Genomic DNA, 12587 nt, shown 5'->3' with positions numbered 1-12587 from the left:
CGAGGCCGTTCATCGTACGTGTACGACCGCATATGGCCGCCTGTGGACGGCGGTGGGCCTACCCGGCCCGTGGCCGCGAAGCTCAGCAGGTCTGCCGAGGTCAGCCGGTGCGGCGGATGAGCGCCAGGTACATCGCGTCGGTGCCGTGCAGATGCGGCCACAGCTGCACGTCCGGCCCCTCGCCGAGCGCGGGGAGGCCGGGCAGCAGCGGGCGGGCGTCGATCAGCTCGGTCCCCGGGTGCTGCTTGAGCACGTCGGCGACGACCGCCCGGGTCTCGGCGAGGTGCGGCGAGCAGGTGGCGTAGCCGACGACCCCGCCGACCCGCACGGAGTCGAGCGCGGTGCGCAGCAGGGAACGCTGGAGCGACGCGAAGTTGTCGAGGTCCTCGGGGCGCCGCCGCCAGCGGGCCTCGGGCCGCCGGCGCAGCGCGCCGAGCCCGGTGCAGGGCACGTCCATCAGCACGCGGTCGAAGGTGCCGGGCCGCCACGGCGGCCGGGTCCCGTCGGCCGCGATGACCTGGTACGGCCCGGGGTTCCCGGCCAGTGCCTTGGCCACCAGACCGGCCCGGTGCGGCTGCTTCTCCGAGGCGAGCAGCGCGGCCCCGCGCTCGGCGGCGAGGGCGGCCAGCAGCGCGGCCTTGCCTCCGGGCCCGGCGCACCCGTCGAGCCACTTCTCGTCGGGTCCGTCGACGGGCGCGTTCGCCAGCGCGAGGGCGACCAGCTGACTGCCCTCGTCCTGCACTCCGGCGCGCCCCTCGCGCACGGCCTCGACCGCGCCCGGCTCACCACCCTCGGCGAGCCGCACGGCGTAGGGCGACCAGCGTCCCGGTACGGCGGACTCCTCACGCAGCAGTTCCTGGGTGGTGGCCCGGCCCGGCCGAGCGACGAGCGTCACCTCGGGCCGCTCGTTGTCGGCCTCCAGCAGGTCCTCGATGCCGGCACGCCCGCCGCCGAGGGAGTCCCAGAGTGCGGAGACGACCCAGCGGGGGTGCGAGTGCACGACCGCGAGGTGATCCTCGGGGTCGTCGTCATAGGGCGGCGCGACCTTCTCGATCCACCCCTGGAGGTCGTCCTGCGCGACCTTGCGCAGCACCGCGTTGACGAACTTGGCCCGTCCGTCCCCGAGTACCACCCGCGCCAGCTCGACCGAGGCCGACACGGCGGCATGCGTCGGGATGCGCGTCCCGAGCAGCTGGTGCGCACCCAGGCTCAGCACATCGAGCACCGGCGGGTCGACCTCGCGCAGCGGCCGGTCGACACAGGCGCCGATGACGGCGTCGTAGGTGCCCTGCCGGCGCAGCGTGCCGTACACCAGCTCGGTGGCGAGGGCGGCGTCCCGGGCGTCGAAGTCGCCCTTCTCCCGCGCCTTCCTGAGCAGCGGCGGCAGCACGAGGTTGGCGTACGCGTCCCGCTCGTCGACCGCGCGCAGCGCCTCGAAGGCCAGGATGCGGACGGGGTCCTTGTGGGGACGGCGGTAGGGCTTGGCGGGCTTACGGGGCCGCCGGGACTGCTCGCTCACGAAAAAGGTGCTCCGGATGTGAAGAAGGGGGTGCGATCTCCAGCCTACGTCGGCAGTCCGCGGCCCCGGCCGTCCGGGGCCACCGCGCCGCCCGGGGCTCGTCCGCCGCAACGCGCCCGGGGCCGGCCGCCCGCGCCGACCGGGACCCGGCCGCCCCGCCATCGGGGTCACGGCCACTTTCACCGTCCGAGGCCGGCCCCCGTCGTCCGGGGCCGGTGTCCCTCGTCGCGCCCGCCCCGCGCGGTTGGCCGCGTCGGTGGGAGAGGGAGGCGCACCCGCCGGCCATCGCCTCAGCCGTCCCCGCCGTCCCCGCGGTCCGCGGCCTCAGCCGTCGCCCCTGTCCGGACCGGCCGTCGTCACCGGCCGGCCCGGACACGGACTCAGCCGCCGAGCGTCTCGCTCTCCGTGATCCGGACGCCCCGCGCCCAGTCGGCCGCGCGCATCGGCTTCTTGCCCTGGGCCTGCACCCAGAGCAGCTCGACGGCGTACGAGCCGGTGCCCACGTGCACGCTGTTCTTGCCCACCGCGAGCTGTCCCGGTGCGAGGTCGGTCCGCTCGGGCACGGGCGTGACCTGGATGAGCTTGAGCCGCTCCCCGCGGAAGACGGTCCAGGCGCCGGGCGCCGGAGTACAGCCCCGCACGACCCGGTCGACCCGCAGCGCGGGCGCCGACCAGTGCACCTGGGCGTCCTCGACGGTGATCTTCGGCGCGAGGGTGATGCCCTCGGACGGCTGCGGCACGGCCTTCAGGGTGCCGTCCTCGATGCCGTCCATGGTCGCGGCGAGCAGCCCGGCACCGGCGAAGGCGAGCCGGGTGAGCAGGTCACCGCTGGTGTCGGTGGGCCGGATCTCCTCGGTGACGGTCCCGTAGACCGGCCCGGAGTCGAGTCCCTCCTCGATGAGGAAGGTGGAGGCACCGGTGATCTCGTCGCCCGCCATGACGGCGTGCTGCACCGGCGCGGCCCCACGCCAGGCGGGCAGTAGCGAGAAGTGCAGGTTGACCCAGCCATGGGCCGGGATGTCCAGGGCCGCCTTGGGCAGCAGAGCGCCGTAGGCGACGACGGGGCAGCAGTCGGGCGCGATCTCCTTGAGCCGCTCCAGGAACTCGGGCTCCCGCGGCCTGACCGGCTTCAGCACCTCGATCCCGGCCTCCTCCGCCCGCTCGGCCACGGGCGACGCGACCAGCCTGCGCCCGCGCCCGGCCGGCGCGTCGGGCCGCGTGACGACGGCGGCCACCTCGTGCCGCCCGGAGGCGATCAGAGCGTCCAGAGCGGGAACGGCGACCTCGGGGGTACCGGCGAAGACGAGCTTCATGGGCGGGATCGGGCCTCTCGGGCGGGGGTTGGGCGGGCAGCGCACCAGTCTATGACCACGAACGGAAAGCCGCAGACGGCGAACAGCCCTGTACGTTTCCCCGCCCCCGGCCCACCGGTCCGCCCGGTCCCGGCCCCTGCCTCACAGCGGGTGGTGCGCGATCCGGAGGGCGGCGTACGCACATGCCCGCACGCCCCCACCCCGTGACCAGCGGAGCGTTGACGCGTTGGTCAAGGGAAAGTTGACCACATCGGGCCGCCATCACGGCCCAATTCCTTTCCACGCCGGTTCGAGAGGCTTGTTCATGGCCGACCACGCAACCCCCGACGCCCAGGCCCGGGCCAGCCTGCACTTGCTGGTGCGGGACATCGAGCGGGTCCGCCGGCAGGTGGACGCGCTGCGCACGCTCACCGCCCAGTTGGGCAACGTCTACCGCCCGCGCCGCTCCGGCCCGTCCACGGGCTTCGTCGTCTACGGACGCGCCCCCGCCCCCACGGTGCGCCTCGCCCAGGAACTCCGGGACAGTGTCGAAACCCTGGTCACGGCCGCCGTGGACTTCGACCGTTCACTCGGCTTCTCGTGGGACGCGGTGGGCTCGGCGCTCGGAGTCACCAAGCAGGCGGTGCACCGCCGTTACGGCGCCCGCCGCGCCGCGGCCCAGGCGGCCGCCGAGCCGGAGCGGACGACGGAGCCGTCCGGCAGCCGCACGATCAACGTGAACACCGGGCTGCCCACGGTGCCGACGGTCCCCGCGGCCCGCTCCATGCCCACCCAGCCGACCGCGGGCAGCCCGGTCCTGCGCGAAGACGCCCGGCCGACGGCCTTCCCGGGTCCGCGCAACGGCTGACGGCCCCGGCCCTGCCCTCCCGGCGGGTTCCCGGGAGGGCGGGGCGCCTTGGCCACGACAGGGCAGCCGCACCTGGTCAGACCAACGGAACACGCACCCCGCGAGACCGGCGGAACGCCCCGTCGGAACACACCCGCCGTCGCAACGCACCCGCCTCCGCAGAAATCGGCGTCAGCCGATGTCCGGCGGATCGATCCGCACCCGCACCGCCTCGCCGTTGCCCCGCGCCATGCGAGCGGCCTGCGCGGTCTTCAGGGCGGAGGCCAGAGCGGCCCCGCTGCCCGGCGGTACGCGTACGAGCGCCCGCTCCCAGTGTTCGCCCGGCGGTGGCGCACCGGGCCTGCGGGGCCGGCCGGGCAGCGTGGGCGACACCGGCACCGGCCCCAGCACCTCGGCGTCCGGCGGAAGTTCGACCGCCGCCAGGAACTCGGCGACGGCCGCGGGTGTGCCGGACACGGCCGCCATCCGTGACACCGGTGGGAAGCCCAGCTCGGCCCGCTCGGCCAGCTCCCGCACCGCGTGCCCGACGGGGTCCCACCGCACGAGTGCCTGCACGGGACGCAGAGTCGGCTCGGCCACCACGACCACCGTCCCCCCTTGCCCCTGCGGCCGTACGAGTGCACCCGCCGCGATCCACCGGCGCAGCGCGTCCTCACCGGCGCGCAGGTCGGGCCGCACGAGCATGGCCCAGCCATCCAGCAGCAGGGCCGCCGCGTAGCCGCCCTCGGCGACCGGTTCGGCCCCCGGGGTGCTCACGACCAGCGCGGGTGTGCCCGGCACGGTGTCCAGCACATGTTCCCTCCCCGAGGTGCGCACCGGGACGGCGGGAAAGGCCCGCCCCAGCTCCTCGGCGGTCCGCCGCGCGCCCACGACCTGGGCACGGAGCCGGAAGCCGCCGCACTCCGGGCAGTGCCAGGCGCCCTCCTCGCGACCGCACCAGCCGCACCTCACGACGCCCCCGTCCTGCCCCTGGAGCGGCCCGGAACAGTGCCGGCAGCGCGCGGGCGCCCGGCACTGGGCGCAGGCCATACGCGGCGCGTAGCCGCGCCGGGGCACCTGCACCAGTACCGGACCGTGCCGCAGCCCCTCGCGGGCCGCCTGCCAGGCGAGCGTGGGCAGCCGGGCGGCGCGGGCGGCCTCGTCGCGCGCGAGGTCCTCGTCCCCCACGGTCCGCACCAGGGGCGCGGCCTGCCGCACCTGCTCCCGCCCGGCGGCCAGCGGCCGGGCCCAGCCGCTCTCGACGAGCTGGGCCGCCTCCACGGTGCAGCCGAACCCGCCCAGCAGGAAGGCGCACTTGTCCAGCGCGGCGCGCAGCAGCAGTACATCCCGCGCGTGCGGCTGCGGCGCGTGCTGCTCGCTGTGGCTGTCGTCGCCGTCGTCCCAGATGGCGACCAACCCCAGGTCGCGCACGGGAGCGAACATGGCGGCACGCGTCCCGACGACGGCGCCCACGGCCCCCCGCCGCACCGCGAGCCACTGCGCGTACCGCTTCTCGGGCCCGGCGTCGGCGGTGAGCAGCACATGCCGGCCCGCACCGAGCAGCGCGGTGAGCGCGGCGTCGACCCGCGCGGCGGCCCGCCCGTCGGGTACGACGACAAGGGCGCCGCGTCCCGAGGCGAGAGCGGCGGCTACGGCCCGGGCGACTTCCTCGCTCCACAGCGGGCCGGGCAGCGCGTTCCACACGGCCCGGGGGGCTCCTCCGGTGGCGAGCGCCTCGAGGAAGGCACCCCCGCGCTCGTACCGCGCCCAGGACCCGGCGTCCGGGGCCTTCGGTGGCGGCAGCGGGGCGGGGGACGGCCGCTGCTCGGCACGCGCGCTGCGCGGGGGCACGGCCAGCTGGAGGACGTCGGCAAGGCTCCCCGCATACCGATCGGCGACGGCCCGCGCGAGCCCGAGCAGTTCCTCGCTCAGCACCGGCTCCGGCGACACCACCTGGGCCAGTGCGGCCAGCGGTCCGGCGTAGTCGGACTCGGCGCGCCGCTCGACGAGGAAGCCGTCGATGAGCCCGCCGCCCTCCCGGCGCCCCTCGCGCACCCGGCCGCGCCCCGCCCCGAACCGCACCCGTACCCGCACTCCGGGCTGCGCCTGCTCGTCCAGCTCCTCGGGCACCGCGTAGTCGAAGTACCGGTCGAGGTGCAGCACGCCCTTGTCCACCAGCACCCGCGCGACGGGCAGCTCCTTGGCGAGCGCGGCCCCCCGCCAGGTCCGCGGCTTGGCGCGCGGCGCCTTCGCCTTGCGCACACTCTCCCGGATGAGCGCGAGCTGCTCCGGCGGCGCGCCTTCGGCCCCGCCGCCCCCCACTCCGTTCTCGCCGCTCACGCTTGCATTCTTACCAAACGGGACCGACAACAACGCCGGCCGGCGCCCGCACCTGGCCTCGCGGTCATGGCCGGACCGACACGGCCGCCGCTCGAGCAGCCCGCGGACACACGGAGACGGCCTGCGGACAACGCCGAGGCCCGGCCCCGAAGGGGATGCTGAGCATCCCGAAGGGAAGCCGGGCCTCGGCGAGAAGAAGGGTGGGGCCTACAGGCCCACGGCCGCGCGCAGGGCGTCCACGCGGTCGGTGCGCTCCCAGGTGAAGTCGGGCAGCTCGCGGCCGAAGTGGCCGTAGGCCGCCGTCTGGGCGTAGATCGGGCGGAGCAGGTCGAGGTCGCGGATGATGGCGGCCGGACGGAGGTCGAAGACCTCGTCGATCGCCTTCTCGATCCTCTCGGCGTCGACCTGGGCCGTGCCGAAGGTCTCCACGAACAGGCCGACCGGCTCGGCCTTGCCGATGGCGTAGGCGACCTGGACCTCGCAGCGGGAGGCCAGGCCCGCCGCGACGACGTTCTTGGCGACCCAGCGCATGGCGTAGGCGGCCGAGCGGTCCACCTTGGACGGGTCCTTGCCCGAGAACGCGCCGCCACCGTGGCGGGCCATGCCGCCGTAGGTGTCGATGATGATCTTGCGGCCGGTCAGGCCGGCGTCGCCCATCGGGCCGCCGATCTCGAAGCGGCCGGTCGGGTTGACCAGCAGACGGTAGCCCTCGGTGTCCAGCTTGATGCCCTCGTCCAGGAGCGCCTTCAGCTCCGGCTCCACGACGAACTCGCGGATGTCGGGGGCCAGCAGCGACTCCAGGTCGATGTCGGAGGCGTGCTGGGAGGAGACGACCACCGTGTCGAGGCGGACGGCCTTGTCGCCGTCGTACTCGATGGTGACCTGCGTCTTGCCGTCCGGGCGCAGGTAGGGGATGGTGCCGTTCTTGCGGACCTCGGAGAGGCGCTTGGACAGGCGGTGCGCCAGGAAGATCGGCAGCGGCATCAGGGTCGGCGTCTCGTCGGTCGCGTAGCCGAACATCAGGCCCTGGTCGCCCGCACCCTGCCGGTCCAGCTCGTCGTCGTCGCCCTCGACCCGGGTCTCGTAGGCCGCGTCGACGCCCTGCGCGATGTCCGGGGACTGCGCGCCGATGGACACCGACACGCCACAGGAGGCGCCGTCGAAGCCCTTCTTGGAGGAGTCGTAGCCGATCTCGAGGACCTTGTTGCGGACGAGGGTCGCGATGTCCGCGTAGGCCTTCGTCGTCACCTCGCCGGCCACGTGCACCAGGCCGGTGGTGATCAGCGTCTCGACGGCGACCCGGGAGGTCGGGTCCTCGCGCAGAAGCGCGTCGAGAATGGTGTCGCTGATCTGGTCAGCGATCTTGTCGGGGTGACCCTCGGTCACGGACTCCGAGGTGAACAGGCGACGGGACACAACGCTCCCTGTGGTTGCAGCGGCTGCTGGCTGATCATTTGCGGACGACGTGAGGGCTGCGCCCGGCGTCGACCGCGAACAGTTTATCGGTCGCACTCGGCCGATGGGCCACCGTCTCGCCTCTCGGGAGCGCTGTGACCTGCGGCACGGGCATTCTGCACAATGCCCAGCGGCCTTGGCCAGGGCGGCCACGCGCCATTGTCCGGTGGAAAAGAGGCCTCGAACGGCTGAAACAAGTCGGCCCGGACGGCCGAACGGTGTCGGGCCCGGACGGCGGAGCGGGTCAGCCGAGCCGGGCGGCCGTGAGGTCCCAGACGGTGTCCGCGAGGGCCTCCTTCGGCCCGTGCGGAACGGGGGTCTCACTGCCGTCGGCACCCAGCACGACCGCCTCGTTCTCCTCGGAGCCGAAGGTCCTGCGCTCCCCCACCTCGTTGACCACGAGCAGGTCGCAGCCCTTGCGGGCGAGCTTGATGCGGCCGTTGGCGAGGACGTCGTCGGTCTCGGCGGCGAAGCCGACGATCACCTGGCCCGGACGGGCGCGCTCGGCCGAGATCTCCGCGAGGATGTCCGGATTTCGCACCAGGACGATCGGGTCGGGGTTCTGGCCGTCCTTCTTCTTGATCTTCCCGGCCGCGTAGGCCGCCGGGCGGAAGTCGGCGACGGCGGCGGCCATGACCACCGCGTCGGCGTCCGCCGCCGCCTTCAGGACGGCCTCGCGCAGCTGGACGGCCGTGCCGACGTGCACGACGTCGACGCCGGCCGGGTCGGGCAGTGCGGTGTTGGCCGCGATCAGCGTCACGCGGGCGCCGCGGGCCGCGGCGGTGCGGGCCAGGGCGTAACCCTGCTTGCCGGAGGAGCGGTTGCCGAGGAAGCGGACCGGATCGAGGGGCTCACGTGTGCCGCCTGCCGAGACGACGACATGGCGTCCCCGGAGATCGGGCTCCGCGACGCCCCGGGCCAGCACCCGGCGGCAGGCCTCGAAGATCTCCCCCGGGTCGGGCAGCCGGCCCTTGCCGGTGTCGACACCGGTGAGGCGGCCGACGGCGGGCTCGATGACGACGGCGCCGCGGCGGCGCAGCGTGGCCACGTTCTCCTGGGTGGCGGGGTGCTCCCACATCTCGGTGTGCATGGCGGGTGCGAAGACGACCGGGCAGCGGGCGGTGAGGAGCGTGTTGGTCAGCAGGTCGTCGGCGAGGCCGTGGGCCGCCTTGGCGAGCATGTCGGCCGTCGCCGGGGCGACGACGACCAGGTCGGCGTGCTGGCCGATGCGGACGTGCGGGACCTCGTGGACATCGTCCCAGACCCCGGTGGAGACGGGGTTGCCGGACAGTGCGGACCAGGTGGCGGCGCCGACGAAGTGCAGCGCGGAGGCGGTGGGCACCACACGCACGTCGTGGCCCGACTCCGTGAACCTTCTCAGCAGCTCACAGGCCTTGTACGCGGCGATCCCGCCGCTGACCCCCAGAACAACCCTCGGCTTGTCCGCCATGTCTCGCCATCTCTCCCCGGCTCCAACGTACGAGGCTACGTACGGGACCATCACACACCACAGGCCCGGCAGCGTGACTGCCGGGCCTGTGGATTAAGCAACTGCGATCTGAACGTACTACTGCGCCGGGCCTTCGATGGCCTCGGAGGTCAGCAGACCGGCGTTGATCTCGCGCAGGGCGATCGAGAGCGGCTTCTCGTGCACGTGGGTGTCGACGAGCGGACCGACGTACTCGAGGAGGCCCTCGCCGAGCTGCGAGTAGTACGCGTTGATCTGGCGGGCACGCTTGGCCGCGTAGATCACGAGGCTGTACTTCGAGTCGGTGGCCTCGAGAAGCTCGTCGATCGGCGGGTTGATGATGCCCTCGGGCGCGGTGATGGAAGAGGACACGCTCTACCTTCCGATGGGTGGGAAAGATTCAGTCGGTGCGACCGGCGCGCATGCGGCGGTCAGGATCACACAACGTCCATCAAGGCTAGCAGCTCGCGGGCCACGTCCTCGACAGAGGTGTTGACCAAGGTCACATCGAACTCCGGCTCGGCCGCCAGCTCGGTCCTGGCCGCCTCCAGGCGGCGCTCGATGACCACGGGCGGTTCGGTGCCCCGCCCGGTGAGCCTGCGCACCAGCTCCTCCCAGGAGGGCGGGGCCAGAAACACCAGCTGGGCGTCGGACAGGGACTCGCGGACCTGCCGGGCACCCTGGAGGTCGATCTCCAGCAGGACGGGCTCGCCGTTCTCCAGCCGCTCCTGTACGGCCGCACGGGGCGTGCCGTAGCGGTTGCCGGCGAACTCGGCCCACTCCAGCAGCTCGCCGTTGGCGATCAGCTTGTCCATCTCGTCGTCGGTGACGAAGAAATAGTGGACTCCGTGCTGCTCGCCGGGGCGCGGCTTGCGGGTGGTCGCCGACACCGAGAGCCAGACCTCGGGGTGTTCCTTGCGCATATGGGCGACGACCGTGCTCTTGCCGACCCCCGAGGGGCCGGAGAGCACGGTCAGCCGCGGACGTTCACTCATGCAGCGATTATTCCAGCAATCCCGGAGTGCCCGGGACTCCCGGTTCGGGCGGGACCCGGACTCAGGAGCCGGTGCTGCCGAACTCACGCTCCAGGGAGGCGATCTGGTTGGAACCGAGACCCCGCACACGGCGGCTCTCGGAGATGCCCAGACGCTCCATGATCTGCTTGGCGCGGACCTTGCCCACGCCCGGCAGGGACTCGAGCAGTGCGGAGACCTTCATCTTGCCGATGACGTCGTTCTCCTGGCCCTGCTTGATGACCTCGTGCAGGGAGGCGCCGGAGTGCTTGAGTCGATTCTTGACCTCGGCCCGCTCCCGGCGAGCCGCGGCGGCCTTTTCGAGCGCGGCTGCGCGCTGTTCAGGGGTAAGGGGCGGAAGAGCCACGCCTACGTCACCTCGGATGTCGAACTGTCGGATACGGACCGGTGAGGAACCTAGTCGCCCCACACCTGGGGAGCTACGAGCAACACGCTTCGCCCGTTCACTCTGCTCGGAGACTAGCGGGCAAGTCCGCCAGAGTCAGCGAGAACAGCGGAAAAGTCCTGGTCAGCCTCCGCCAGGCCGGGCATTTCAGACATACTGCCCTCGATTTGAGGATGTATTCACACTCAAGGCGTCTCGGCGTCGCCCCGCCGGGCACGCGTCGGAGGACTCAGGCACCGCCGACGGCGGCCCGGATCTCCTCCGCGAAGCGCTCGGTGGCCGTACGCAGCGCCCCGAGGCCGGGACCGTGACGCAGCACACCCCGGCTGACGTTCGGCACGACGTTGCGCACCGCCGAACCGAAGACCTTGGGGAGGTCGGCCGCCGTCGCCCCCTGCGCGCCGACGCCGGGCGCGAGGAGCGGGCCGTTGATGTCGAGGTCGTACGACGACAGATCGCCGACCGTGGCGCCGACGACCGCCCCGAAGGAGCCCAGCGGCTCCTCCCCGGCGTTCTCGGCCGCCAGGTGGGCGAGCATGGTCGCGCCCACGCCGCGGCCGTCGGCGCGGACCGCGTGCTGGACCTCGGGGCCCTCCGGGTTCGAGGTCAGGGCCAGCACGAACAGCCCTGCACCGCTCTCCCGGGCCAGCGCGACGGCCGGGCTGAGCGAGCCGTAGCCCAGGTAGGGCGAGACGGTGAGGGCGTCGGAGAACAGCGGGGCGTCCTTGTGCAGGTAGGCCTCGGCGTACCCGGCCATGGTCGAGCCGATGTCGCCGCGCTTGGCGTCCATCACGACCAGGGTGCCGGCCGAGCGCGCCTCCTGGACCGACTTCTCCAGGACGGCGATGCCGCGCGAACCGAACCGCTCGAAGAAGGCGCTCTGGTGCTTCATGACGGCAACCCGGTCGGCCACCGCCTCGACGACCGTACGGCTGAACCGCTCCAGACCGGCGACGTCGTCGTTCAGCCCCCACTCGGCGAGCAGGGAGGCGTGCGGGTCGATGCCGACGCACAGCGGGCCGCGCTCGTCCATGGCTCGGCGCAGCCGGGCGCCGAAGGGTTCCAGAACAGTCATGCGGTCTTCCTCACGTCGGCGCCGACCGCGTCGGCGAGGGTGGCGTACGGGCTGGCGCGCAGGCGTGCCGCCAGGCCTTTGTGGATCGCGCGGGACCAGAACGGGCCCTCGTAGATGAAGGCGCTGTACCCCTGCACCAGCGTGGCACCGGCCAGGATGCGCGTCCAGGCGTCCTCGGCGGTCTCGATGCCGCCGACGCCCACGAGCGTGATCCGGTCGCCCACGCGCGCGTACAGGCGGCGCAGGACCTCCAGAGAGCGCTCCTTGAGGGGCGCGCCGGACAGGCCGCCGGTCTCCTTCACGAGCGACGGGGCGGACCTGAGGCCGAGGGCCTCGCGCGCGATGGTGGTGTTGGTGGCGATGATGCCGTCCAGACCCAGCTCCACGGCCAGGTCGGCGACGGCGTCGATGTCCTCGTCGGCGAGGTCGGGGGCGATCTTCACCAGCAGCGGGACGCGCCGGCCCGCGACCGTACGGTCGGCGGCCTCGCGTACGGCGCCGAGCAGCGGGCGCAGCGCCTCCGTGGCCTGGAGATCGCGCAGGCCGGGGGTGTTCGGCGAGGAGACGTTCACGACCAGGTAGTCGGCGTACGGCGCCAGCCGCTCGGCCGACTTCACGTAGTCGCCGACGGCCTCCGCCTCCGGGACGGCCTTGGTCTTGCCGATGTTGACGCCGACGACGGTCCTGAAGACCGGCTCGCGAGTCGCGAGGCGGGCCGCCACGGCCAGCGAGCCGTCGTTGTTGAAGCCCATGCGGTTGATCAGCGCGCGGTCCGCGACGAGCCGGAACAGCCGCTTCCTCGGGTTGCCGGGCTGCGGCTCGCCCGTCACCGTGCCGATCTCGACATGGTCGAAGCCCAGCATCGACATCCCGTCGATGGCCACGGCGTTCTTGTCGAAGCCCGCGGCGAGCCCGAAGGGGCCGTGCATACGCAGTCCGAAGGCCTCGGTGCGCAGTTCCTTGTGGCGGGGCGCGAGCGCGGCCGCGACGAACGTGCGCAGCACGGGGATACGGGCGGCGAGGCGGATCCAGCGGAAGGCCAGGTGGTGGGCCTGTTCCGGGTCCATCCGTCGGAAAACCAGGCGGAAGAAGAGCTTGTACATCTCGGAAGTCCTCGGGGGTCTCATGAAGCCGCAGGGGTCCTCATGAAGAGGGGGACACCGTTTCCGGTG

At 73.1% G+C, this 12587-nt stretch carries 11 protein-coding genes; 1 reads left to right on the top strand and 10 read right to left on the bottom strand.

Annotated features, from left to right (window positions below; genetic code table 11):
• Positions 1-100: 100 nt before the first annotated feature.
• Together ABZ079_RS12180 and fmt are read right to left on the bottom strand one after the other, a co-directional pair.
• Positions 101-1519 carry a transcription antitermination factor NusB gene (locus ABZ079_RS12180; protein ID WP_356939316.1) on the bottom strand — a complete coding sequence of 473 codons (1419 nt, stop codon included), beginning with the start codon at positions 1517-1519 and terminating at the stop codon, positions 101-103.
• 380 nt (positions 1520-1899) lie between these two features.
• Positions 1900-2832, bottom strand: a complete 933-nt coding sequence (fmt, locus tag ABZ079_RS12175) for a methionyl-tRNA formyltransferase (RefSeq protein ID WP_356939315.1) — start codon at positions 2830-2832, stop codon at positions 1900-1902.
• A gap of 304 nt (positions 2833-3136) precedes the next feature.
• On the opposite strand from fmt, the gene ABZ079_RS12170 reads away from it, so the two are divergent.
• Positions 3137-3679: a hypothetical protein gene (locus ABZ079_RS12170; RefSeq protein ID WP_356939314.1), complete on the top strand. Its 543-nt coding sequence runs from the start codon at positions 3137-3139 to the stop codon at positions 3677-3679.
• Positions 3680-3850: 171 nt separating this feature from the next.
• Here ABZ079_RS12170 and ABZ079_RS12165 read toward each other — a convergent pair whose 3' ends face one another.
• From ABZ079_RS12165 to ABZ079_RS12130, 8 genes are all read right to left on the bottom strand, one after another.
• Positions 3851-5998, bottom strand: a complete 2148-nt coding sequence (locus ABZ079_RS12165) for a primosomal protein N' (protein ID WP_356939313.1) — start codon at positions 5996-5998, stop codon at positions 3851-3853.
• Positions 5999-6205: 207 nt separating this feature from the next.
• Positions 6206-7414: a methionine adenosyltransferase gene (gene metK, locus ABZ079_RS12160; protein ID WP_356939312.1), complete on the bottom strand. Its 1209-nt coding sequence runs from the start codon at positions 7412-7414 to the stop codon at positions 6206-6208.
• A 283-nt stretch (positions 7415-7697) separates the two neighbouring features.
• Positions 7698-8903 carry a bifunctional phosphopantothenoylcysteine decarboxylase/phosphopantothenate--cysteine ligase CoaBC gene (gene coaBC / locus ABZ079_RS12155; protein ID WP_356939311.1) on the bottom strand — a complete coding sequence of 402 codons (1206 nt, stop codon included), beginning with the start codon at positions 8901-8903 and terminating at the stop codon, positions 7698-7700.
• A gap of 117 nt (positions 8904-9020) precedes the next feature.
• The gene (rpoZ, locus tag ABZ079_RS12150) at positions 9021-9293 is read right to left on the bottom strand and encodes a DNA-directed RNA polymerase subunit omega (protein WP_005319902.1); all 273 of its coding nucleotides are present in this window, start codon (positions 9291-9293) and stop codon (positions 9021-9023) included.
• 65 nt (positions 9294-9358) lie between these two features.
• Positions 9359-9916: a guanylate kinase gene (gene gmk / locus ABZ079_RS12145; RefSeq protein WP_356939310.1), complete on the bottom strand. Its 558-nt coding sequence runs from the start codon at positions 9914-9916 to the stop codon at positions 9359-9361.
• A gap of 61 nt (positions 9917-9977) precedes the next feature.
• Positions 9978-10301 carry an integration host factor gene (locus tag ABZ079_RS12140; RefSeq protein WP_003977346.1) on the bottom strand — a complete coding sequence of 108 codons (324 nt, stop codon included), beginning with the start codon at positions 10299-10301 and terminating at the stop codon, positions 9978-9980.
• A gap of 268 nt (positions 10302-10569) precedes the next feature.
• The gene (pyrF, locus tag ABZ079_RS12135) at positions 10570-11415 is read right to left on the bottom strand and encodes an orotidine-5'-phosphate decarboxylase (RefSeq protein ID WP_356939309.1); all 846 of its coding nucleotides are present in this window, start codon (positions 11413-11415) and stop codon (positions 10570-10572) included.
• Complete coding sequence (locus ABZ079_RS12130) at positions 11412-12518, bottom strand: quinone-dependent dihydroorotate dehydrogenase (RefSeq protein ID WP_356939308.1); 1107 nt, start codon at positions 12516-12518, stop codon at positions 11412-11414. The genes pyrF and ABZ079_RS12130 overlap by 4 nt, the downstream gene beginning before the upstream one ends.
• Between the last annotated feature and the right edge of the window lie 69 nt (positions 12519-12587).

This window comes from Streptomyces sp. NPDC006314, from assembly GCF_040613075.1.
Lineage (GTDB): Bacteria > Actinomycetota > Actinomycetes > Streptomycetales > Streptomycetaceae > Streptomyces.
Note: the sequence above shows the minus strand (reverse complement) of the source record. Positions and strands in the feature narration are given on the sequence as shown.

Bases quoted from the DNA above. Each gene is read 5' to 3' on its own strand.
- ABZ079_RS12130 (WP_356939308.1), bottom strand. From the start codon at position 12,518: ATGTACAAGCTCTTCTTCCGCCTGGTTTTCCGACGGATGGACCCGGAA.
- gmk (WP_356939310.1), bottom strand. From the start codon at position 9,916: ATGAGTGAACGTCCGCGGCTGACCGTGCTCTCCGGCCCCTCGGGGGTC.
- coaBC (WP_356939311.1), bottom strand. From the start codon at position 8,903: ATGGCGGACAAGCCGAGGGTTGTTCTGGGGGTCAGCGGCGGGATCGCC.
- pyrF (WP_356939309.1), bottom strand. From the start codon at position 11,415: ATGACTGTTCTGGAACCCTTCGGCGCCCGGCTGCGCCGAGCCATGGAC.
- fmt (WP_356939315.1), bottom strand. From the start codon at position 2,832: ATGAAGCTCGTCTTCGCCGGTACCCCCGAGGTCGCCGTTCCCGCTCTG.
- ABZ079_RS12170 (WP_356939314.1), top strand. From the start codon at position 3,137: ATGGCCGACCACGCAACCCCCGACGCCCAGGCCCGGGCCAGCCTGCAC.